Annotated in this window: 15 protein-coding genes; 4 read left to right on the top strand and 11 right to left on the bottom strand. The window is 43.3% G+C overall.

What is annotated here, in order from left to right:
* Nucleotides 1-12: 12 nt before the first annotated feature.
* Complete coding sequence (locus tag FHS86_RS07135; RefSeq protein WP_429412295.1) at nucleotides 13-1,143, top strand: App1 family protein; 1,131 nt, start codon at nucleotides 13-15, stop codon at nucleotides 1,141-1,143.
* A gap of 44 nt (nucleotides 1,144-1,187) precedes the next feature.
* On the opposite strand, the gene FHS86_RS07140 is transcribed toward FHS86_RS07135, so the two are convergent.
* The 8 genes from FHS86_RS07140 to FHS86_RS07175 form a co-directional block, all read right to left on the bottom strand.
* Complete coding sequence (locus FHS86_RS07140) at nucleotides 1,188-1,970, bottom strand: glycosyltransferase family 2 protein (protein ID WP_429412296.1); 783 nt, start codon at nucleotides 1,968-1,970, stop codon at nucleotides 1,188-1,190.
* A 44-nt stretch (nucleotides 1,971-2,014) separates the two neighbouring features.
* A complete protein-coding gene (locus tag FHS86_RS07145; RefSeq protein ID WP_429412297.1) occupies nucleotides 2,015-2,647 on the bottom strand; it encodes a superoxide dismutase in 633 nt (210 codons plus the stop codon).
* A gap of 253 nt (nucleotides 2,648-2,900) precedes the next feature.
* Nucleotides 2,901-5,258, bottom strand: a complete 2,358-nt coding sequence (locus FHS86_RS07150; protein ID WP_429412299.1) for an ATP-binding protein — start codon at nucleotides 5,256-5,258, stop codon at nucleotides 2,901-2,903.
* 21 nt (nucleotides 5,259-5,279) lie between these two features.
* Complete coding sequence (locus FHS86_RS07155; protein WP_429412300.1) at nucleotides 5,280-6,158, bottom strand: energy transducer TonB; 879 nt, start codon at nucleotides 6,156-6,158, stop codon at nucleotides 5,280-5,282.
* Between the two features lie 4 nt (nucleotides 6,159-6,162).
* Complete coding sequence (locus FHS86_RS07160) at nucleotides 6,163-9,162, bottom strand: hybrid sensor histidine kinase/response regulator (RefSeq protein ID WP_429412301.1); 3,000 nt, start codon at nucleotides 9,160-9,162, stop codon at nucleotides 6,163-6,165.
* Nucleotides 9,163-9,195: 33 nt separating this feature from the next.
* Nucleotides 9,196-9,639, bottom strand: a complete 444-nt coding sequence (locus FHS86_RS07165) for a response regulator (protein ID WP_429412302.1) — start codon at nucleotides 9,637-9,639, stop codon at nucleotides 9,196-9,198.
* Nucleotides 9,640-9,727: 88 nt separating this feature from the next.
* On the bottom strand, nucleotides 9,728-11,932 hold the full coding sequence (locus tag FHS86_RS07170; RefSeq protein WP_429412303.1) for a transporter substrate-binding domain-containing protein: 2,205 nt from the start codon (nucleotides 11,930-11,932) through the stop codon (nucleotides 9,728-9,730).
* Nucleotides 11,929-16,371 carry a PAS domain S-box protein gene (locus FHS86_RS07175; protein WP_429412305.1) on the bottom strand — a complete coding sequence of 1,481 codons (4,443 nt, stop codon included), beginning with the start codon at nucleotides 16,369-16,371 and terminating at the stop codon, nucleotides 11,929-11,931. The genes FHS86_RS07170 and FHS86_RS07175 overlap by 4 nt, the downstream gene beginning before the upstream one ends.
* Nucleotides 16,372-16,551: 180 nt before the next feature.
* On the opposite strand from FHS86_RS07175, the gene FHS86_RS07180 reads away from it, so the two are divergent.
* The 3 genes from FHS86_RS07180 to FHS86_RS07190 are packed head-to-tail and all read left to right on the top strand — an operon-like array spanning nucleotide 16,552 to nucleotide 18,898.
* Complete coding sequence (locus FHS86_RS07180) at nucleotides 16,552-17,025, top strand: LexA family protein (RefSeq protein ID WP_429412306.1); 474 nt, start codon at nucleotides 16,552-16,554, stop codon at nucleotides 17,023-17,025.
* Complete coding sequence (locus tag FHS86_RS07185; RefSeq protein WP_429412307.1) at nucleotides 17,025-18,362, top strand: Y-family DNA polymerase; 1,338 nt, start codon at nucleotides 17,025-17,027, stop codon at nucleotides 18,360-18,362. The genes FHS86_RS07180 and FHS86_RS07185 overlap by 1 nt, the downstream gene beginning before the upstream one ends.
* Entirely contained in the window at nucleotides 18,317-18,898 is a 582-nt protein-coding gene (locus FHS86_RS07190; protein ID WP_429412308.1) for an SOS response-associated peptidase, read from the top strand. The genes FHS86_RS07185 and FHS86_RS07190 overlap by 46 nt, the downstream gene beginning before the upstream one ends.
* On the opposite strand, the gene FHS86_RS07195 is transcribed toward FHS86_RS07190, so the two are convergent.
* The 3 genes from FHS86_RS07195 to FHS86_RS07205 all read right to left on the bottom strand — a co-directional run bounded on the left by FHS86_RS07195 (nucleotide 18,895) and on the right by FHS86_RS07205 (nucleotide 23,566).
* Nucleotides 18,895-19,353, bottom strand: a complete 459-nt coding sequence (locus FHS86_RS07195; protein WP_429412309.1) for a DUF1801 domain-containing protein — start codon at nucleotides 19,351-19,353, stop codon at nucleotides 18,895-18,897. The two genes, FHS86_RS07190 and FHS86_RS07195, sit on opposite strands and share 4 nt — an antisense overlap.
* 126 nt (nucleotides 19,354-19,479) lie before the next feature.
* Nucleotides 19,480-21,921: a GH36-type glycosyl hydrolase domain-containing protein gene (locus FHS86_RS07200; RefSeq protein ID WP_429412310.1), complete on the bottom strand. Its 2,442-nt coding sequence runs from the start codon at nucleotides 21,919-21,921 to the stop codon at nucleotides 19,480-19,482.
* A gap of 31 nt (nucleotides 21,922-21,952) precedes the next feature.
* Nucleotides 21,953-23,566 (bottom strand): MFS transporter, encoded by a 1,614-nt coding sequence (locus FHS86_RS07205; protein WP_429412311.1) that lies wholly within the window; start codon nucleotides 23,564-23,566, stop codon nucleotides 21,953-21,955.
* Nucleotides 23,567-23,582: the final 16 nt, after the last annotated feature.

Consider the following 23,582-nt stretch of genomic DNA (forward strand, 5'->3'; position numbering starts at 1 on the left):
TGCTTAGCGAATATGAAGTTTTTACGACCAGTATTTAAAAATTTAAGTCATCCCTTAACTCCTTTGCTTGTTTATTTGAAACAAAAAGCTGGCTGGCTTAAGGTGCCCGTCATTGTCCCTTATCACGGTTTTGGAAATGAAAGCGATGTTTACATAAAAGGCATGGTAATGGAGGACAAGGGGATACAAGAACCACACAATGGTCATCGCAAATGGCGCAATGTACTCTCGATGATCAAACGTTTTGCAAGTGATGAAATTGCAGGAGTAAAACTGAGTGCATGCTTCATGGGCATCACGCTCGAAGGCCAAACCGATGAGCAGGGGTATTTCTCCTTTCATTTTCATTTTGAAGCCCCCCTTGAAGCAATCAGAGAAAAACAATGGCACGAGGTTCATTTTAAATTGCTTGATGAACTTGTAGAGAATCAGCCTGAAATTAAGGCTACAGGTGAGGTTCGGATTATTCTCAATGACAATGAGCGAATTTTTGTTTCCGACATCGACGATACTGTGTTGATATCGCATTCAACTCAGATTTTGAGAAAGATGCGGCTTTTACTGATAAAGAATGCCCACACACGCCTGCCTTTTCCGGGGGTTTCATTGCTTTATAAAGCTTTCAAGGAAGGCGACGGACGAAGCAATAAGTATCCTTTTTTCTATGTTTCGAGCAGTGAGTGGAATTTGTATGACTTGCTCGATGATTTTTTTACCTTCAACAAAATTCCCAAAGGCGTTTTCATGCTTCGAAAACTGAATTACAGCATTTATAAATTCTGGAAATCAGGTGGTGGAAGTCATGAGCATAAATTTGAAAAAATTAAATTCCTGCTCGATTTTTATCCCAATCATGAATTTGTGCTTATTGGCGACAGTGGCCAGTGCGATCCGGTAATTTATAAGAGAATTGTTAGTGAATACCCCGACCGGGTAAGGCTGATCTACATACGAAAAGTAAAAAGAGGTCAGAAAACAGCAAAACTTCATCGCATTATTGAGCACGTTGGTCAACTCGATACCACCATGGTGCTTGCACCAAGCACAGCCGAAGTAGCGCAGCATGCAGCGGGAGAGCACTATATTGATGAGTCCTATCTTCGGCAGATTGATGATCTGCTTCGCGAAGCCGAAAAGCCCTAAGCAGAAATTCATACGGGCTACAAAGCACTTGTCCGGAAAAATGCCTACTTATCGTTGTTTTTCATCAAATCGTTCAGGTTTTTGTTAATGTCATCATAAATGGTCATGAACGATTCCTTGATCTTTTCACTTCGTTCTTCAAACGAATTTCCGATGCTTTTGATGAGCAGATTGTAGTTTTTCAGGAGGGTAATGGCCACTTCCTTGCTTTCCTTAAATAATTCGGCGGTGGCTTTTCCTGCTTCCATTTTGCTGTGCTTTACAGGGTTTGTGAGCCCTTCGAGCAAAAGGTATTTGATTTTTTTGCCATTGGCCTGAAAATACAAATTAATGTAGGTCTCAACACCAAAACGGATGTCTCTGATATCATCCAAAATCGGAAGCAGGTCTTTTTTAAACATGACTCTTTCACCGGTCAGGCTTTTGAAGGGATTGATCCGGTAATCGATAAAGGTATTCGAAGGAGTTCCCAGCACCATGTCTGCCTCCGGATGGTCAATTAAGACAGGATTTAGCAGTTGGTCGAAATGCTTTGCTTTGATACCTGTTATGTCGGCATCGAAGAACAGGATAATATCGTTCGAGGCGTTTTCGACTCCCTTAACCATTGCATAGCTTTTTCCTTTGTTTTCAATTAAATGAATGTATTTTACAGGCAATTCATTTCGTAGTTGCTCCATTATTTTATGTGTCTTGTCATCGGAGCCGTCGTTAACCACAATAATTTCACTTTCTGGATTGTGTTCATGACATTGCCGAACAACAGCTTCAAGGGTCTTTTCTTCGTTGTAGGCACAAATGATAATGCTTACGCTCTTTTTTTTCATTTTCTATCTTTTTGTCAGACATAGGGTCGCTGCATTCAGCGGGCTTAGGAACTCAGAAAAAGTTCTTCCACTTTTTTCCAGTTAACCAGCTTCCAGAATGCATCGATATAAAGGTGTTTGTTGTGCTGGAATTTAAGCAGGTAGGCATGTTCCCACAGGTCGAGGGTAAGAATGGGCACACCCTGTACCGGCGCAATATCCATGAGCGGATTGTCGTGATTGGCAGTAGTGGTAATGTCTAAACTTCCATTGGCAGCCTTGATTAGCCAGGTCCATCCTGAACCAGGCAATCGCTGTGCCGCTTCCGAAAACTGTGCAATCATTTTCTCAGTCGAACCAAATACTTTTTGAATCATCTTCGCAAATTGCCCTTTTCCTATGCTGACCGGATAGGGACTTAGAATTTTCCAGAACAAGGAGTGATTGTAAAATGCACCTCCATAAAAACGGACATCATCACTGTAATTCGAAATACGTGAAAAAATAGAAGCAGGTGTCTGATCTTCGAGTCCGGTATTGCGGATGCTTTCATTAAAGCGCTCCAGCATGCCTGCATGGTATTGTTCGTAGTGCATTTCAACTGTTTGAGCATCGAAATGTGGCTCAAGTGCATTGTAATCGAATCCTAAATCGGGCAGAATAAAAGCCATATCAAGTGTTTGATAAGTTGTACTCATGCATGTTGTGGAAAATGTAGACCGGAATCTATGCCACCAATGCAAAGCATATATCCCTGAAAATGTTGTGCCACAACAATTTCAATTTAATGTATGTACTTGTTTTACAGTTTCTTGTTATTGTGTGTTGTGGCTAAACTAATTGTTCCGATGTTGAATTAATGCCCTAAACGTGGCAGATTGTCCACAATTTATTTGTGAAGAAAGTAACTCAGGAAATGAGCAATCCAAGGCTGTTTTGTGGAACCGTAGTTTAAAGCGAGCTGACTTCTTTCTCCAGTATTTTAAGTAATTTATGAATTTCGATATTGGTTTGTTTGACCAGTTGGGGCAGTTGGTCGTAATTGGGGGCAATGAGTGTTTTTTCTTTAATTTGGGTCAGTAAGGGAACTAATTTGCTGACTTTAAGATGCCGGTACGAAGGGAGAATTTTGTGAGCCGTTTCACCCAGCTGAGTGTATTTTTTTTCGTTGACTAAACGTTCCATTTCTGCCACTGCCTGCCTCGAGTTTTCGATGAAGGTTGTCAGCATATTATGGATAAACTGTTGTTTCCCGTCGGCGATGCTTGTTAACTCCGATAAATCATAAGGAAGGTTTTCAGAAGAGAATGAGGGCAATGATTTTTTCTTCTTTTCTAATTTCTGTTCAGGTAATTCAACATGCAGCATCTCGCAAATTTTGTTAAACAGATTAATTTCTTTAAAGGGTTTAATAAGAAAATCGTTGATGCCGGCCTGCTGATAGGTTTTAAGTTCGTGACTCATCACAGCGGCAGTCACAGCAATGATTCGGGTTGACTGATTGTTTAGATCTTTGCGGAGGTAGCGGGCCACATCGATGCCACTGACTTCGGGCATGTGAATGTCAAGTAATATTACATCGAAGACTTTGTTGTTGAGCAATTCGATGGCTTTTTTTCCGCCATCGGCGACTTCTACCATGCAGTTAAATTTCTCAAGTATGGTTAAAGCAAGCAGTCGGTTAACACTGTCATCATCGACAAGCAATATTGTTTTATTACGCAATACTTCCGGATCAATTTGTACTGTTTTAAGCACGGAGAGGTCGCTCTTTTTTCCTTTCAGGAAGGGAAGTGTGAAGGTAAACGTACTTCCCGCAGCGGGTTCGCTTTCGACTGACAGCGTACCCTGTTGCAGTTCAATCAATTTTTTACAAATGGTTAATCCCAGTCCGGTTCCACCAAATCGTTTGGTGATGGTGGTGTCGGACTGCTTAAACTGGTCGAAAATGATGCTGAGATGTTCGGGCGCAATGCCAATGCCGGTGTCGCTGATTTCGAAGCTAATGCGAAGCCTGGTGCCATCGTCGTGTTGCAGCTTGCAGCGAAGTTCTACACCGCCTTCGCTGGTGAATTTTATCGCATTGCTGAGCATGTTAATCAAAATCTGACGCAGACGGAAGCTGTCGCCAATTATCACTTTGTTAATTTTCGGATCAATGGTAAAATTAAAGTCCAGCCCCTTTTCACGGGCCCGTGTTCCCAATGCATCAAAAACATATTCAACAACCTGAGTAAGCTTGAATGGAGTCTGATCGAAATTCATCTCCCTTGCTTCAATTTTTGAAAGAATAAGGAGATCGTTGATGAGCGACTGAAGATGTTGCGATGATTTATCGATGATTTTCACAAATTCGTGTTGCTGCAGATTCAATTCAGTTTGTGCTAATTGTTCGGCAAAACCAACAATGGCATTTAAAGGAGTACGTATTTCATGACTTACATGGGCCAGAAATTCACTTTTGGCCTGATTGGCCTTTTCAGCTTCTTCTTTGGCTTTTTTAAGCTTTCGCTGTGTACGCAGGTCGTTGGTGATGTTTTGTGTGATGGCAATTCCCGATTCGGTGTTTCCTGTTTTATTTTTTACAGGAAAGGCCCACATCCGGTAGTTGTAGTTGTTGTGAGAATAGCGTGCCGAAGCATCAATTCCTTTCAATGCTTCTTCAAAAACAGGCTTCCAAAGTCCGGCCAGTTTTTGATCGTTGAGTTGATCGAGCGTTTTGTTTTCGAAATAATTACTATCGATCCCGTTGTTTTTCATTTCACGTCCTTCGGCGATGATAAACCTTAACGACTGATCGAAAAGGAATAAATTAATTCCGGGAATGTTATTGGCCAGAATTTGATAAAGGTTGATGTCGTATTGAAGGGCTTGTTCATTTTTGAGGTATTCGGCCACATCCTTGCCCGAAATGACGACCCCGCTAATGGTTTCCCCGTGCATTACGGTCATAATTTTGGCTTCGATAATGTAATGTTTGCTTTGTGCAGTTTTTAATTCGTAACGGCGGGCCTGTGTGATTGATTTGTTGGCATTAAGTAGTTCAATAAAATCATTGCCGGCTTTTTGCTTATTCCCGCTGGTAATAAACTTTTCGAAAAAGTTTTTTCCATGAAGCGATTCAAAAGGCAGTCCTAAAAGTTTGCATCCCGTTTCATTTACTAAAACAATCTGACCACTTGTATCGAGTACCAGTACCAAAACTCCAATCAAATCGAAGCATTCACGGGCCATCAAAAATTCAATGCTGTTGCGGTCGTTTTGTGTTAATAGTTTGTTTATGAGTGAAATATTGGATGATATGTCCATTCCTGTTGTGCTTTTTGTTGCTTATTTACTTTCAAATTGAACAAGTCCGCTATAAAAATCGAAAAATTCAACCTGGTATTGATGATGAATAAAATTGATGGGGAAGGTTTGGAAGTAACGTACTTTTTCGCCATCCAAAAGAGCGGGTTCCCAGCTTTCGGGAAGCGTGCGAAAGGCATTGACAACAATTTCCTCCAGTTCGTTGCTTAGGGAATTCAGTACCCTGAAACCACCAATTTTTCCATCTTCAAACACAACGAAGCCAATTTCGAGCCTCCCGTTGATGCTTGTAAAATCGACCTTTTTTCTTTTTAATGCTGCAAGAAGGTGTTCATGAAGTCGCTCATTTCCTCCGGTGTATTTGGGGAATTGGTCAACAGAATAAAAGATATTGTTGAAGTAGGGAATCCCGTTTCCAAGCCAGTTCTTATTGCTTTGAAGTTCGTTGTGTTGGTAAAATTCAAGCGATTTTATTTTTCCGTTGGGATAATAAGTTTTGATGGTATCGTGCAGCAATAAGGGAATGTTGCTGATGGCGCTTCCTTCGCGTACCAGCTTTTCGTTGATCTGTTCCTTAAAATACCAGGTCCCGTCATTATTCCGTGTGTATTGCCTGATCAGTCTGATTTTATCCGTTCCTCTGCGAATCGTGATTTTAAAGGTTCCATCGTTTATTTGCTTCCATTTTTGGTTCATGCCTTCCAACCAACCGTCGGACGTGAAATTGCTTGTTTTGATTAGCAGGGTGTTGCTGTTTCGGTAAACGATTTCCTTTTTAATATAACGGCTGTTGTTTTTGGCTAATTCGCCATTGGCATTGAAGTAATAGGCGGTATCGTTTTGAGCCATTACGCCTGCCCCAATGAATAAAGAAAGCCAAAGTATTACGATTTGTTTCATGGCTTTAATTTGTAGGTTCAAACGGTAGTTCAATCCAAAAACAAGATCCCTCACCAGGAGCTGATTCTACCCAAATAGTACCACCGAGCATGTTGGTATAGGCTTTTGAGATTGACAGCCCCAGACCGGCTCCCTCGAACGACTTGGTTAGTTTATTATCGGCCTGTACAAAGCGTTCGAAAATTGCTTCGTGCCGTTCCTGTTCAATTCCGTCACCTGTGTCTTTCACATAAAACAAGATGCTGTTATTTCCTTTCCTGAATCCAAGTTCCACCCAGCCTTTGCTGGTGTATTTAATGGCATTTTTAATGAGGTTGATCAAAATGGCATTCAGTTTAAACTGGTCGGTATTCAGATGGGTATCTTGATTTTCTGGTTCGGAAATGTAACGTAGTTCAAGCCCCTTTTTGTTTGCTTCGGGTTGAAAAAAGTGATAGAGCGCATCGAGTTTTTCATGAATGCACACACTGGAATACTCCACCTCGACCGTTCCGGATTCAATGCGTGAAATGTCGACCAGGTCGTTGATGGTTTCGAGCATGCGCTGACCACTTTCTTCAATAATTTTGATGTATTGTTCTTTGGTAGCATCGTTCAGATGGGGTTCTTTAAGTAATTCGGCAAAACCCAGAATGCCGTTCATTGGTGTTCTGATTTCGTGACTCATATTGGCCAGAAAGGCCGATTTCAGACGATCACTTTCCTCCGCTTTCTCTTTAGCGCTCACCAGGTCTTCAATCATTTTTTTCTTCTCGGTAATGTCTTCACGAACCGATACGAAATGGGTAATTTTTTTCTGACTGTTAAAAATAGGGGAGATGACCGCATCTTCCCAGTAAAAGTTGCCATCCTTTCGTTTGTTGTGGAGTTCCCCCATCCAGTCGTTGCCCGAAAGCAAAGCCGACCACATGTTTTCATAGAATTGCTGGTTATGAAAACCTGACTTGAGAAAACGGGGATTTTTGCCTTTTACCTCATTCAACTCATAACCGGTTACTTTGGTGAAGGTTGGATTAACATATTCGATTTGTCCTTGTTTGTTAGTAATCAGCATAGTAACCGGGCTTTGTTCAACAGCCCGTTTGAGCAGTCTTAATTCCCGTTCACTCATTTTTTTCTCGGTAATATCGTGTATGATGGCATGAAGGTAGGCTTTGTTATTTACCTCCACCTTGCTACTGAAAACCTCAACATCGAATACTGTATTATCTGCTTTTTGGTGTTTGAGCTCAAGATTTAAAGAAGTATTGTCGTTAACATTGGTCAGAAGCTCTTCAATTCGTTTATCTGCAAACGGATCAAGGTCGCGAATATTCATTTGGGTAAGATGCTGCACCGGCCAGCCATACAAGGAGGCAGCCGCCTTATTGGCTTCGACAATAAAGCCATTTTCAGGGTCGATCATCATTTTTGCAGCGGAATGATTGTTAAAAAGTGATCTGAATTTCTCTTCGCTTTGGAGGAGTGCTTTTTGTTGTTCCTGACGTTCTGTAATGTCGCGTGCTACACAAAGAAGCACCCGCTTTCCCCTGAATATCATGGGGGTAGTACTCACCTCGACGGGAATATCAGTTCCACTTTTGGTGGTATGAAGCGTTTCGAAAACCTGTGTTTTATTTTCAGCTAGCTGATCCGTGTTGTAGTTAATGGTTTTTTTCAGGTTCACTTGTATAACGCTCTCGAATGCAGGTGAAAGTAATTCTTCCCGCGAATACTCCAGCATGTCGACAGCAGCCTGGTTTACATCGAGTAGATGTCCCTCATTGCTGATTATCCAAATGCTTTCGTTCATTCCATTGATGAGACCACGGTATTCCTGTTCCCTTAGGGTGAGTTCTGTCAGTACCTGCTTATACTGGGTAATATCGCGACAAGTGGCAATCATCATTTGTTCTTCGGGAAAAGGGTGTACATTCCAGGCAAGCCATTTTAGTGCACCATTTTTGCACAGATAGCGGTTTTCAAAACGAAAAACCTCATTTCCCTCAATGATCTTTTCCTGCATGTGTATCGCTTGTTCCTGGTCGTCGGGGTGTACAAATTCAACCCAGGGTTTTTCCATGAGTTCTTCACGTCTCCAGCCAAGTGTAAACTCCCAGGCTGGATTTAGCAGTTGGAAATAGCCCTTGAAATCGACCATGCAAAAAAGGTCGAGTGAGAAGTTGAAAATCCGGTCGCTTTGAAGTAGTTTTTGTTCATTTTGCTTTTGTTCGTGAATATCGCGTGCGATGCCTTCGATGGAGATAAGCTTTCCCTTTTCGTCGTAAACGGGGATGTTACGAATTTCGGTCCAGCGAATGGCCCCGTTCTTTTTGATCCATCGAAGGGTCAGCGGAGTTCGAATATCAATTTGATCGTTAAGCAGCTGTTCCTGAAGGTGTCTGTCGTCGGGGTGCACAATCGATGTGGTAAGCTGCGGATTCAGGTAAAATTCTTCGGGGGTGTAACCTGTGATTTTCAGTGCCGCATGATTTACATAGCCAAAATGTTTTTCCGGATACCGTTCGATGCGGAAGATCATGTCCTGAGCGTGTTCTGTGAGTCGGCGGAAACGCTCCTCGCTTGCTTTTAGCAGTGCTTCTGCTTTCTTCCTTTTTAGTTTGATTTCCTTTTGGTCCATGGCCTGTTTAATGGCCTGCCCCAAACGTTTCATCGATTCTTTGAGTATGTAGTCGACGGCTCCAGCCTTTAAACATTCAACGGCTGTTTCTTCGTCGATTGATCCGGTTACAACAATAAGAGGCAGGTCGGGAGCACTTTTCTGCACAATTTGAAGTGCTTCCATTCCCGAAAAGGAGGGCATGCGATAATCAGAAACAACCAGGTCGGGTTTAAAATTACGAAGCGCTTCTTCGAAGCCAAATCGATTGTCAGTGATCTCAAAAATGGCATTAGCAAATGATTTTTTTATTTCTCTTTGAACCAGTTCTGCATCATGTTTCGAGTCTTCTGCAAAAAGTATTTTAATTATTTCATTTTGATTCATACCAGATGAACTTGTCATTGATTTTACCTTGCTTGTCTGTTGTTTTTAATATCAGCTTGTTTGCTGATTGAGCAGGAGCCAGTAATAACCCAGGTTTCTGATGGCTTCAACAAATTTATCAAAATCGACAGGTTTTACAATATAGCTGTTAACGCCTAACTCGTAACTTTTTATAACATCCGATTCTTCTTTTGACGAGGTGAGCATGATTACCGGAATAATTTTCGTTTGCGGGTCACTTTTCAAAACCTTTAATACCTCCAGACCGTTGATTTTGGGAAGTTTCAGATCGAGTAGAATAATCTTTGGTCGGTTGATGTTGATCCTTTCTTCATATTTGCCTTTGGCAAACAGGAAGTCAAGGGCTTCTTCTCCGTCACCAACGACCATTACATTGTTGGTCAGCTTGTTTTTTTTCAGGGCTCTCAATGCCATTTCGGCATCCAGCGGATTGTCTTCAACAATCAGTATCTCAACTTCTTTTAAATTTTCCATAGTTTTTCATTGGGTTCACGGGTTTATCGTGTTACGATGTAGTAGTAAGTCAGTTATCATCCTTATTGTTCAGTACTTTAGTGCAATTTTAGGAAATATTACTGTTGCTTGGTAAAGAAAAGCTAAAAGTGGCCCCCTTGTTGGGCTGTGCCTTGGCCCAAACACGACCGCCATGCCGGTGAATAATGCGCTGTACAATGGCAAGTCCGACTCCGGTACCCTCAAATTCTTCGTCGCTGTGGAGGCGTTGAAAAACGCCAAATAACTTGTCGCCATATTTGGGATCGAACCCTGCGCCCTGATCGATTACATGAAAATGGTATTCGTCATCCTGTTTTTCAGCCTTAATTTCAATTTGTTTGTTTTCAGCATTTGCACTGTATTTTAGCGCGTTGCCTATCAGGTTTTGCCACACCTGCTTTATTTGTCCATAATCGCATTCAATCAGCGGCAGGGGATGAATGATCAATTGAAAGGCTGCTTTTTCTTTTTCTGTAGCAAGGTCATAAAAAGTATCGTTGGCAACGGCCTGCATATCAACTTTGGAGAAGCGCATTTCGGCTCTCGATATTCTTGACAGATTAAGCATGTCGGTGATAAGGCGATCCATTTTATTGGCATTATCGCGAATGATCGTCAAAAAACGTTGAGCTTCGGCATCGAGATCGGACGCATAATCTTCAAGCAGAAAACCCGAATAACCGTTAATTGCCCGTAAGGGAGCTCTCAGGTCGTGCGATACGGAATAGGTAAATGCATCCAGCTCTTTGTTTGACTGCTCCAACTTCTGTCTTTCGTCATTCATTTTTGAAGTAAGCTCATTCAGATCTTCGACCATGAAGAGCATGGCTTGCTGGCTTTTATTTAATTTTTCAATTTGCTTATTCAATTGTGCGGTGCGTTCTTCAACCTGCAATTCAAGCTGGTTTTTGAGTTGACGTAGCTCTTGTTCGGCTTTTTTTCGGTCCGAAATATCCCAAAAGGTGACCACGGCGCCAATGATAACACCCTCTTTACGAATGGGATAAGAGAAGTATTCTACCTCGAAACTGCTGTTGTCCGAACGCCAGAATATTTCTTCCGAATCATGGGTTCCTTCTCCTGTATTAACAGCCTGGTAAATTTTACACTTGCTTCGTTCACAGGGCCGGTCATCGGTACCTGTGTGGTGGATCAGCGCATGCATATCCCTGCCAATCAAATCATTTTCATTTTCAAAACGAAGATATTCAAGCGCCGATTTGTTGATGAAAGTACATTTGCCATGAATGTCGATACCATATATTCCTTCGGCCGTCGAATTGAGCAGAAGGTTGTTTTGTGCTTCTCTTTCCTCCAAAAGAATTTGTTTTTGTCGGAGTGTCTGCCAGGTGTTTTTGTGTTCGCGGGTCTCGGCTTTGAGATGGCGTGTGCGTCGTTTTACTTCACGACGAAGGGCAAAAATCCAAAATAGTGACAGCAGAATAATTAAAGGGACACTCACATACAAAACGATCTGAAAGATATCGCGTTTCGATAATTTTTCCTTGATGGTGGGACCAAACCATTTTGTGTGGATATTGGTAAATGTTCCATTCGCTATTACAATCGATAAACCTTCGTTCAGTAATTTAAGCAATGGCTGATTGCCCTTTTTTACTGCAAAACAAAATTGTACTCTGAAAGTAGGAAGTTCAATATCGAGTGGTGCAATGCTTTTCAACTTCAGGCGTTCAATAATTTTCAGACCGATTATGCGCTGGGTTATTACCGCATCGGCTTCGCCATTGGCTAGTTTTTCGAAGGCTTCGTCGAAGGTCGTGGTGGTGTAAATCGATGAACTGATGTTTTCCCGACGTACATAATATTCAGCATTATCTCCCCTCATTACATATACCTTTTTATTTTTAAGGTCGTTTAATGAGCTGATTGAACGGTCATCTTTTTTTACAAAAACAGCCCCGTTGAGTGTCAGATAAGGTATGGTAAAGTCATATTTTGCATTGCGTTCGGGGATACGGGCGACTATGGGGAGTGCATCAATTCTTCCTTCGGCCAATTGATCGTTGATGGACATCCAGGGACCTAACTTGAATTGGACTTTCATGCCCGCGGCACGAGCTGCTTCCCTGATCAGTTCAACAGCAAAACCTGTTGGCTGGTTGTTCTCGTCGAGCGAACAATAGGGCGGATAGTCGGGTTCGGTGCCTACAACGATGCTGTCGGGAATTGAAGGAAGTGCAGCTTCGGCATTTGACGAAAACAGCCATAAGCAGCCCAATAGTTGAATGATGATAATAAGTCTGCCTATCATGATTTTCCACCTTTAAGTTGTTTGATTTCATCGCGCAAGGCTTTGATCCGGAACTCCCTGTCAATGGTGGCATCGTGGAAGCGTTGAAGTTCCCTGACGCGTTCGTTGAGCTCTTTTGTCTTTTCTGCGACCTGTTCTTCAAGCTGTCCTTTTAATTTTCTCAAAGCCAGTTCTGCTTTCTTCTGTGCTGTTATATCATGTGTAATTCCATGAAAACCGGTTATGGTTCCATTTTCATCCCTGATTAAGGCAATATTCATACTAATCCATAATGTACCGCCTTTGTGATGATAGTGTTCCAACTGAAAACGGAGTGAACGGTTTTTATCGATTTCAGGAATTTCGTCGTTCTTTAATTCCCTGCTTATCATTTCTTCAAGAATTTTTACAGAAGAAGGAGGGAATCGTTCATCAAGCTTTAGTTGCATGTATTTGGCAGGAGAAATTCCAATTATTTTTTCAATTGCCGGACTGATGTAGTTTGTATTGAAGTGCACATCGGTGGTCCAGATGGCTTCCGATATATTTTCGGCCAGACTGCGGTATTTTTGTTCACTTTCGCGGATGGCATGCTCTGCTTTCACCCGTGCAGTGATTTCTTCAGTATAAAGCACTATGCCTCCGATTACTCCGGCACCTTTAAACCATGGACGGCATTCCCAGCGGGTCCAGATCATGCTGCCATCCGATTTTTGGATCATGTCGCGGTTTTTATGCAGCACCTCACCGGCAAGGGCCTGTTGGTGAATAGTTTTCCATTTGGACGGAATATTGGGAAAAATCTCGTAATGATTTTTCCCGATGATTTCAGCATCAGCAATTTGATGTTCATCGATGAAGCGCTGGCTTACAAAAACATAGTTCATGTTGCAGTCGAAAACGGCCACAGCACTGTTGGCATGCTCAATGATGTAGCGCATCAGTTCGTTTGTGTGGGCAAGTTGCTGCTGTATTTTTTGTTGTTTGGTAATATCTTTTACAAACGAGAACGACATGGTTTTGTCGTTAAAATGGAAGTAATTTATGGTGACCTCAACGGGGAAAATGGTTCCGTCTTTTTTACGATGCTCAGTGACCAGGGTCTTGCTTCCCAGCTTTCGTGTTTGTACACGATGGTCGCTGAATGTTTTTTTGTCAAAAGCAGGGGTGATATCAAAAAGTGATAAGTGAAGCAATTCCTCACGGGTATATCCTAAACTTTGAGCAGCATATTGGTTCGCATAAATAATTGATCCGTCTTCTTCTATCTGATAGATCCCTATTTGGGCATGATCGATGCCAAACTGTGTGGTTTTAAGTTGAAGTTCAGTTAGTTTGCGTTCGGTGATATCGGTATGCGTGCCAATAAAGCGCAAGGGATTTTGTTGTTTGTCACTTTCAATTACCTTTCCCCTGACTACGATCCATTTATATTGTTTGTTTTTACAGCGAATACGATGTTCAATTTGAAAAAGCGGTATTGCCGAAGGTTCATAGGATGAAAATCCCTTTAAGTATTTTTGGATGGCATCTAAAACCAAGGGTAAATCATCGGGGTGTACCCGTTCCTCCCATTCGGAAAAATGATCCCGAATTTCGTCGGGCGCATAGCCTAACATGCTTTTCCAGTGTTCAGAAAAGAAAATCTCGTTGGTTTTCAGGTTCCAGTCCCATAAGCCATCGCCAGCACTTTCGAGCGCATACTGCCAGCGCTGTTCACTCTCATGCAATGCATTTTCCGATTGAATACGAAGCGTTACATCCCTTAAGAAAACAAGCATGCTTTGTTGTCCTTCATAGTCGATGGGTTCACCCGAAATCTCGGCCCATACTAATTTCCCGTCCGGTCGAATAAACTGAATCACATCGAGTTTGCCATCGTCAACGCTGGAAGCTGGTCGCTCGAGCCACTTTCCAACTTCGCTTCGTTGATCGGAATGGATGGTGTCTTCAACCCTGGTACCAGTGAGCTGTTTTTGCTTTGCTATACCAAAAAAGTGGCAGGCTGAGGGATTGAGATAGCTGAATTTTTCCTTTTGAAGAATGAAAATGGGATCGGGGGCACCTTCTACGATGCTTCTGAAGCGTTGCTCGTTGGCCTCGAGTGCTTTTTCCTGAAGTTTTTTTTCCGTAATATCGTGGATCAACACATGCCTTGCCTTGCGTTTATTAAAGGTAAGTGAATGAGAGGAAATTTCGACTTCAATCAGTGAACCATCCTTCCTGATGTGTTGCCATGCTCCACTGATCTGATAGCCTTGCTGGGCATGTTTAAGATCTTCATCCAGTCTTTTTCTGTCTTTTTCGGGACGTATGTCCAAAATGGTCATTTGACTAAATTCTTCAGCTGAGTAAGCATATAGTTGAAGTGCCGCATTGTTTACAGCCAGGAAGGAGAGTGTTTCCAAATCGTAAATCCACATGGGATGTGGATTGTTTTCAAACATTAAGCGAAAGCCCTGTTCGCTTTCAATCAGCTTCTCCTGCATTTTGTATTCATTGCTTACATCACGAAAGACAAGTACAACTCCGCTAATTTTGCCATTTGCATCAAAAATAGGAGCACCAGAATCAGCTATCTGATATTCTTTTCCGTTTTTGGCAAGCAGTTTGGTGTGGTTGGCCAGTCCCACGATTTTACCGCTGTCGAGTACTTTTTTGACAGGATTCTCAACCTGTTCTCCCGTTAGGGCATTCACAATGTTGAAGACCTTGCTAAGTGCTTGTCCAAGTGCTTTTTTCTCCGGCCAGGCGGTGAGTTGCTCTGCAATGGGATTCATGCGTTCAATTCTGCCTTCAATATCGGTTGTGATTACCGCATCGCCTATCGAATGTAAAGTGGTTCTGAGTCTTTCCTCGCTCGCGAGCAGGTTTCGCTCCGCTGCTTTGCGCTGGGTTATTACTTCCATAGTGGCCATTATGCCGGTAATTCTCCCTTTCTGATCTCTGATAGGTGCCGTGTTCAGGCTTACTTCCAGTAATCTGCCATCTTTGGTCTGCCGAAGTAATTCCAATCCGGTGTATCCTCCGGATTCAACTACTTTTAGACGGTTTTGCATGTATTCTTCTTTTTTGTCGACAGGAATAATGGGCAGGAATCTTCCGACGGCCTCTTTAGCAGTCCATCCAAAGTTCAATTCAGCAGCTTTATTCCAGCTGAGTACGGTCCCTTCCATGTCGACACTGAAAATTGGAATGGGAGAGGAGTCTACGATGCTTTGTTGCAGTTGGTCGCTTGCCTGTTGCTGCCATTCGAGTTGCTTCAGCTGGGTGATATCCTGCACTGTGCCAAAAAGTTCAATTGCCTTGCCATGTGCCCGTTTAACAGTGATATTAGTCTGAACATGCATGGTGCTTCCATCTTTTTTGATAAGACGGTAAGTTCTTGGTTCAAAGTTGGTGTTATTCGATAGAATACATTCTTTGAGCCATTGGTTAACCCATTTGGCGTCGTCGGGATGATGGATGTTTTGGTTCACCTCATCGAAATTGATTGCTTCATCACCAGCGTAACCCAATAAGTGGTACATGGCCTTTGACCATCGTACCTTGCCACTTTCGATGTGCCAGGTAAAATCGCCCATGTGCGCCAGCTGTTGAGCATTAATTAGCAGTTGCCGACTATTGAGCAGATCCTGCTCAGTGTTCCTGCGTTCGATGAAATGACCAACAATTCCGGCAAGTGTATCAAGCAGCGTTCGTTCTTCTTTCATAAATGGCCCTTCGTCGAGCTTTGGATGCTGATGCTGGTAGCAGACTTCAATGGAACCGACAGGGTGGCCGCCTGCAACGATGAGCGACTGCTGCATCCATTCTGTATTGCTGAAATTTTCAGAAAAATATTGGTCTTCCCCAATTGAAATCCTTGCACAGGTCGATTCAGGGTATTGCCACGACGCCGGTATAATGCTGACAAGCTCTCTGGCCAGCTGAGCAAGGCTAATGCCTGGTAAATCAATCAGGCGATAGCATTGGTACAGGCAATTCAGTTCTTTGATTCGCTCAGTCAGCGCATGGTTCTGCTTTGCATTCAGTTCAGAAGAGGTAATTACGGCTTCTTCGGAGGTCATCCTGGCATTTTTGCGTAGCCGGCTGTTTTCGAGTAGTGTAATAATGTGTGGAACAAGTGTGTCTTCCCTTATTGGAAGCGACACAATGCTGATTTTATGCATTTTGTGAGCAGGTAGTACTTTGCTCAATGCATCAGCTGCTTCACTTAGCAGAAGAAGATTGCCATGCGCAGACAATATTTTATTGCTAACAGCTTCTGTAAGCAGCATTCCATCATCGGATGGCGCCATTTCGATAATTATAAGATCAACCTTTTTATCACCGGGTAAGATCAGATTGTCATAATCGGCTGCTGATGTAACAGAACAACCCGGAAAGTAGTTATTGCGCAATTGAAGGAGCTTTTCTTTCAATGCATCATTGGCTGAAATAACAACAATGTCTTGCATCTGAATACTTCTTTGTAATGGTAGAATATGCTTCCTCAATTTAGTAAAAATATGCCGTAAACAAATTTTTCATTCTTCTTAATCCTGGCTGGTGCCTGCATCATGATAAAAAAGATTGCAAGTCGCAATAAATAGCTAAATATATTAGTAATGCTTTAAAGTTGTGCTTATTTTTGTAGTATGATTGACAGGAAAAATTATCATAAGCCGGAAATGACGCCCAGGGGTGAAGCGATGCTTTTGCATGCTTGCCTATCTCCTGGCGAAGCGTTGTCGATTCCCCTGTTCGCCAATGGAATTAGCGCAGGATTTCCTTCACCGGCCAGCGATTTTATGGATGCGGCAATCGACCTGAACAAGGAGTTGATAAGCCATCCGGCAGCTACTTTTTTTGGAAGGGTGCGTGGCGATTCGATGAAGAATGCCGGAATCGACGATGGCGATCTTTTGGTAATCGATCGTAGCATTGAAGCCCGCGATGGAATGATTGCTGTTTGTTTTCTTGACGGTGAATTTGTGATGAAAAGGCTCCGTTTCACAAGCGATGCTTGTTGGTTGATGCCGGCCAATGAGCAGTACCAACCGCTTAAAGTGAACAATGACAATGAGTTTGTGATTTGGGGTATTGTAAAACATGTAATCAAGTCGTTTTGATGTATGCATTGGTTGATTGCAATAATTTTTATGCTTCGTGCGAACGGTTGTTTCGACCTGATTTACGAAGCAAGCCGGTAGTGGTGTTATCGAACAACGATGGCTGTGTGATTGCACGCAGCGATGAGGCCAAACAGCTGGGGATTCCAATGGGAGCACCTGCCTTCCGTTATCGGGCCTTGTTCAAAAAGCACCAGGTTGCAGTTTTTTCATCGAACTATGCCTTGTATGGCGATATGAGCAGGCGGGTAATGAGTGTACTTTCTTCGATGGTTCCGGGCATGGAAATATACAGCATCGATGAGGCTTTCCTCGTGCTCGATGGAATTCCGGTGAATACACTCGAAGATCTGGGCAGGAAAATCAAAATTCGCGTGCAGCGTGAAACAGGTATTCCAATAAGTGTAGGAATGGCTTCGAGTCAATCGCTTGCAAAGCTGGCCAATCGCATCGCCAAAAAATTTGCCGATCGTACGGGTGGCGTATACCTTATCGATGGGGATGAAAAACGAATCAAGGCACTTAAGTGGCTCGAAATTGGCGACGTGTGGGGAATAGGCGGCAGCTATGCCGGGCGACTGAGAGCCAGTGGTATAAATACCGCTTTTGATTTTACACTTCAGCCTGATAACTGGGTGAAAAAATACTTTTCAGTAGTTGGCCTTCGGCTGAAGCACGATCTGGAGGGAAAACCAACTGTGCAAACAGCGCAGGTAGCGGAGAAGAAAAACATTGCCACCACCCGTTCGTTCGAAAGGATGTATACCCGATTTGATGAACTGAAAGAGCGAATTGTAACCTTCGCCGTTAGCTGCGCCGAAAAACTCAGAGCCCAAAACAGTTGTTGCCGGAGCATGATGGTTTTTATTCACACCAACGGTTTCAGAGCCGATCTCGAACAGTATGCACAAAATATTGTGCTGGAATTGCCGGTGGCAAGCAATTCGGGCATCGAACTGGCCCGCTATGCAATAAATGGTCTTAAATGCCTTTTTAAAGAAGGCTATCAGTACAAGAAAGCCGGCGTAATTGTGATGGATCTGGTACCGGAGAACGAAGTACAGGGAAATCTGTTTTTTCAATCCAATCAAAAACATGTACTTTTGATGAAAAGCATCGACCGGGTGAATCAGCGCATGGGGCAGCAAAAAGTAAAACTGGCGAGTCAGGATTTGAACCGTACCTGGAAAATGAAGCAGGACTTGCTTTCACCCCGCTATACCACCCGGCTAAGTGAAATTATAAGCGTAAAAGCATCATGTGTTTCCACAGCCGACAAAGTAAAAACGCCATGGCCGCCGAACAGCGTTTTAACGCAGCAATCAACGATTTGCTGAAATTCAAACCTTCGGAGCATATCAATGGTTTTGCTTTTCCCGAAACAGCAGTGATCAGCGATCAGCAAGCCAATGTGATCGATCATTTTCAATGGGGCTTAATTCCTCATTGGGCCCGCGATGAGTCGGTCAGAAAATTCACCCTGAATGCACGCATTGAAACGCTGAAAGAAAAACCTTCGTTTCGCGATGCAGTGAATCAACGCTGCATGATATTGGCCGACGGTTTTTATGAATGGAAGTGGCTCGATAACAAAGGAAAAAGAAAACAACGTTATCTGATCACAGTGCCCGGTGATGAATTGTTTGCCTTTGCCGGGATCTGGTCGGAATGGACCAACCCGCAAAACGGACAAAAAGTGAAGGGATACAGCATTGTTACTACCGAAGCGCAGGGCATTATGCGCGAAATTCACAATTCAAAGTTGCGTATGCCGGTGATTCTTAGTAGGGAAAATGAACGGCAATGGCTCCAAAATGCACCAATCGACGATTTCAGAATTTCAACAGTTTCACTTAATGCAACAGCAGTTTAAGTGTTTTTGAGCGACTGTTCGTACACTTTAATCCATTCGTCTACCGACATTTTTTGGCACAATTGCCCCAGCAAATCAAAAGGAACATGTTCGGGTTTTTTAAAACGAAGGCAGCTTTTTCCCATATCGGGCTTCGTGTGTGTGAATTGGGAATAAGCTGCAAGAAACCAGTCCAGTAAGGCTTTGTTGGAATACAGGCCCATGTGATACAGTGCATAATGGTTTTTCTGTGCTGCAATACTTATAAAAGGTAGTGGAAGTTTTGGATTTACATGATAGCCCCTGGGATAGTTCCGGTGAGGAACCACCCATGAAATCATACCATAATTAATGACTTCGTCAAAGCCCTGGGGAAGGTTCTCTTGAATGATTTCTCTTAATGCCACCATTACTTCCCTGCGATCGGCGGGCAACTGATCGAGGTATTCTTCGGGCGTATTTGCTTTAATCTGCATCAGCTTTCAATTCAGGTGATTCATATTTAACATGAAGATTAAAGGAAAGTTTACACCATTTAGCAATGATTAAGACATAAAAAGACGCCCGCTTACCACGGGCGTCTTTTTTTATATGTGCTTATTTTATTCTCCAAGTTCAACCAGTACGGTGTGGTCTTGCCCATCATTGAAAGCTGGAATAAGCCTACTGTTGTAGGGTACTCCGTCGACCACCACTGATTTTACACCGCTGCTTACTCCTTGTTTATTTTCGACCCTGATGTGGTAGTTTGCATTGCGGAATTTGCGTTTTACTTCATAAGACGGCCAGCTTTTGGGGATGCACGGATCGATCTTCAAACCATCGTATTCAGGTTGAATACCCAGGATTGACTGGCTGATAGCAAAGAAATTCCATGCTGCGGTTCCGGTAAGCCATGAATTTTTTGCTTCACCGGGCTTAAAGGCATCTTTCCCCGCGATCATCTGTGAATAAACATAGGGTTCGGTTTTGTGCAGCTCGCTGATTTCTTCGAGGTACGACGGGCATATTTTGCGGAAATATTCCCATGCCTGATCACCACGGCCGATCTTGGTTTCGCCAATCATGATCCATGGATTGTTGTGACAGAAAATACCGGCATTTTCCTTGTAGCCCTGCGGATAACTCGAAATTTCGCCATATTCGATGTAATACTTTGTAAAAGGTGGGTGGTTCAATACAATGCCGTATTCGCAATCGAGATGTTCTTTCACTGAATCGAGTGCTTTTTCGAGCATGCCTTCTTCCTTTCCAATTTCGGCCATGCTGCACCAGCCGTTCGATTCGATAAAGATTTTTCCTTCTTCGTTTTCCTTGCTTCCGATTTTATTTCCATAAAAATCGTAAGCACGAAGGAACCAATCACCATCCCATCCGTGTTTTTTTACGGCTGTTTTCATTGCATCAACATGTTGTTGTGCACGTTCAGCTTCTCCGGTTTTTCCCAGTTTGTTGCACAATGCGACATATTCCTGTCCGTAAACCACAAAAAGTCCGGCGATCATCAGCGATTCTGCTTTTGACCCCTCGGTTTTATTTTCGGTGGTTTGAAACGATTCGTTGGGGTCGTTCGAAAAACAATTGAGGTTCAGACAGTCATTCCAGTCAGCACGGCCTATTAGTGGCAGCCCATGAGGTCCGAGGTTGTTTATCACATGGTCGAACGATACGGTAAGGTGGTCGAAAAGCGGGCGGGCTAAGCTCATATCGTTGTCGAAGGGCACTTGCTCGTCGAGTAAGCTGAAATCACCGGTTTCTTTAATGTAACTTACTGTTCCGAGAATAAGCCAAAGGGGATCGTCGTTAAAGCCGCCGCCAATGTCGTTGTTACCGCGCTTGGTAAGTGGCTGGTACTGGTGGTAGCAGCCTCCGTCGGGAAACTGTGTGGAGGCAATGTCGATGATGCGTTCGCGGGCACGTTCGGGAATCTGGTGAACAAAACCGATCAGATCCTGATTCGAATCGCGGAAACCCATACCACGTCCAATGCCACTTTCGAAGAAGGAAGCAGAGCGGGAAAAATTGAAGGTGATCATGCATTGGTACTGGTTCCAGATGTTAACCATCCGGTCGAGCTTTTCCTGGCCTGTTTTAATTGTATAGACACTTAAAAGCTGGTCCCAGTAAGTCCGTAATTCAGCCAGGGCATCATCTGCTTTTTCAACTGTATCGAAACGCCCAATGGTTTCTTTTGCCTTTGTTTTGTTGATAACATTTTTTGCTTCCCATTTCTCGTCTTCATCGTTTTCGACATAGCCTAAAACGAAAACAAAATCTTTCGATTCGCCGGGTTTCAGCTCAACTTCGATGTAATGTGAAGCGATGGGCGACCAGCCGTGTGCTTCGCTCATCCGGGGTTTGCCTTCAAGTACGGCATCGGGTTCGTGAAAGCCGTTGTACAGCCCGAAAAACGATTCCCGATCGGTATCGTAACCATCGATGGCCGTGTTTACGGAATAATAGGCAAAATGATTGCGTCTTTCCTTGTATTCTGTTTTGTGGTATAATACCGAACCTTCAATTTCGACTTCGCCGGTTGAAAAATTACGCTGAAAATTTTCCATGTCGCTGGCTGCATTCCAGAGTGCCCATTCGGCAAACGAGAATAGCTTCACTTTTTTTGTTTTGCCGGTAGTATTCGAAAGGGTCACTTTCTGTATTTCGGCCCAGGTTTTTAAGGGAACAAAAAATACAATTTTTGCATTCAATCCGTCTTTTTCGCCTTCGATACTGGTGTAGTTCATCCCATGCCGGCACTCGTATTTGTCGAGCGGTGTTTTCATGGGCTTCCAGCCCGGCGACCAAACGGTTTCCTCATCTTTTATGTAGAAATAACGTCCGCCTGCATCGGTTGGGACGTTGTTGTAGCGGTAACGGGTGAGGCGCCTGAATTTGGCATCTTTGTAAAATGAATAGCCACCGGCAGTGTTCGAAATGAGCGAAAAGAAATCTTCATTCCCAAGGTAATTAATCCAGGGATAGGGTGTTTGTGGATTGGTAATTACATACTCCCTGTTTTTGTCGTCAAAGTAACCAAATTTCATTTTTAGGTATTTTTATGTTGTTTTTTGCGTGTTATTCTATTTCCAATGCTCTGCGTCGATTTAGTTCGATGGTGATTTCATCGAGTTTATCCTGATCGAGCGGATAAAACCACATAAGAACAGCGGCAAGCATGGCAATAATAGTGGGTATCCAGCTCATGAGCATGATAATTCCAGGAATGGCCTGTTGGATGGCTGCCTGATTTTGACCGTCGTAACTGAAGGCTGCCAGCACAAAACCTATGATTGCTCCGGCAATACCACCTCCAAATTTTGTGGCAAATGAACCAGCAGAATATATTAATCCGGTTGCACGGCGTCCATTTTTGAATTCAGAATAATCGGCTGCATCGCCCAGCATGGCAAAGAAAAGGGTGGGGAAGATGGCTGCTCCAAATTCGGAAATGATACCAATGGCAAAAATGCTTAAGGTATTCTCTGGTCCGCAAAATACAAAAAGGGCATTAACGAGTCCCGAGAAGATCAGGGCATATATGAAAAGCTTTCGCTTGCCCAACCGTTTGCCCAGCCATGCAGTGGCCATGGCGCCGGCAATCGAAGCCACCATTAAAGCCACCAGGTAGGAACCTGCCAGTAGTTGATTATGCAGGTAGTGGGTGAAATAGATGACTACTATGCCTTGTTTTATCGAGTTGTAAATGTTGAACAATAATCCGATTAGCAGCAAGATAATCCATGGTTTGTTTTTGATAAGGTCTTTCAGGTCTTTAGCCAAATTCGATTGCTGTGCTCTGGGTGGTTTAACACGCTCTCTGGTGGTGTAAAAAGTGACCATGAGTGCAAGTGCCAATACAATCGACATCAGATAAATGGATTTGCTGTAGCCCTGTTTCTGGTCGACAATAAAAATATTGCCCTGGTTGATTTCAGGTTCACCTTCAACAATGAAAGTATAATCCTGGTTGGCTTCCATCGAAAAGCTTTTGCCTTTTGTTGGTATGTTCAGGCTGTCGGGAAGGCTGGCATCGGACCATACAAAAGTGGCCACTTCGTCTTTTGTTTTAATATTTACATTCTCAACATCTTTGCTTGTCGAAACGGTTACTTCGAAGCGCTGGTCAGCCTGTTTTGCAATCTCAATACTGGGGTTAATGTTTCCAAAATGAGCCACCAATACAAGCAAAGCCCCCTGTACCAGCATTCCACCGGCAAAAGCACCAACCATGCGGTATGCCCCCAGGCTGGTTCGCTCTTTATCATCGCCGGTCATTACAGCCATTAAGGCTCCGTAAGGGATGTTGTTGGCGGTATACACCAGCGTAAAAATGATGTAGGTGGTGTAGGCATAAATTATTTTGCCGGTCTGACTCATGTCGGGGCTGGTAAAAAGCAGAGAAAGCATTCCTGCCAGTGGAATGGCTGTCCATAAAATCCAGGGGCGGAATTTTCCATAGCGGGTATTGGTACGATCGCCGATAATGCCCATAACGATGTCGCTGATGCCATCGCTTGAACGGGCGATTAGCATAAGCAAGCCTACAGCTGCCGGATTAATACCGAATACGTCGGTGTAGAAAACAAAGAGAAAAGTGGCTACTCCCCGCCAGGCAATGTTGGCTGCGCCATCACCAAGGGCATAGCCAATTTTTTCGCTGAGTTTTAGTTTTGTGTTGGTTAGGTTCATAAGCTATAAATGTGTT

Source organism: Roseimarinus sediminis, from assembly GCF_050433125.1.
Taxonomy (GTDB): domain Bacteria; phylum Bacteroidota; class Bacteroidia; order Bacteroidales; family Prolixibacteraceae; genus Roseimarinus; species Roseimarinus sediminis.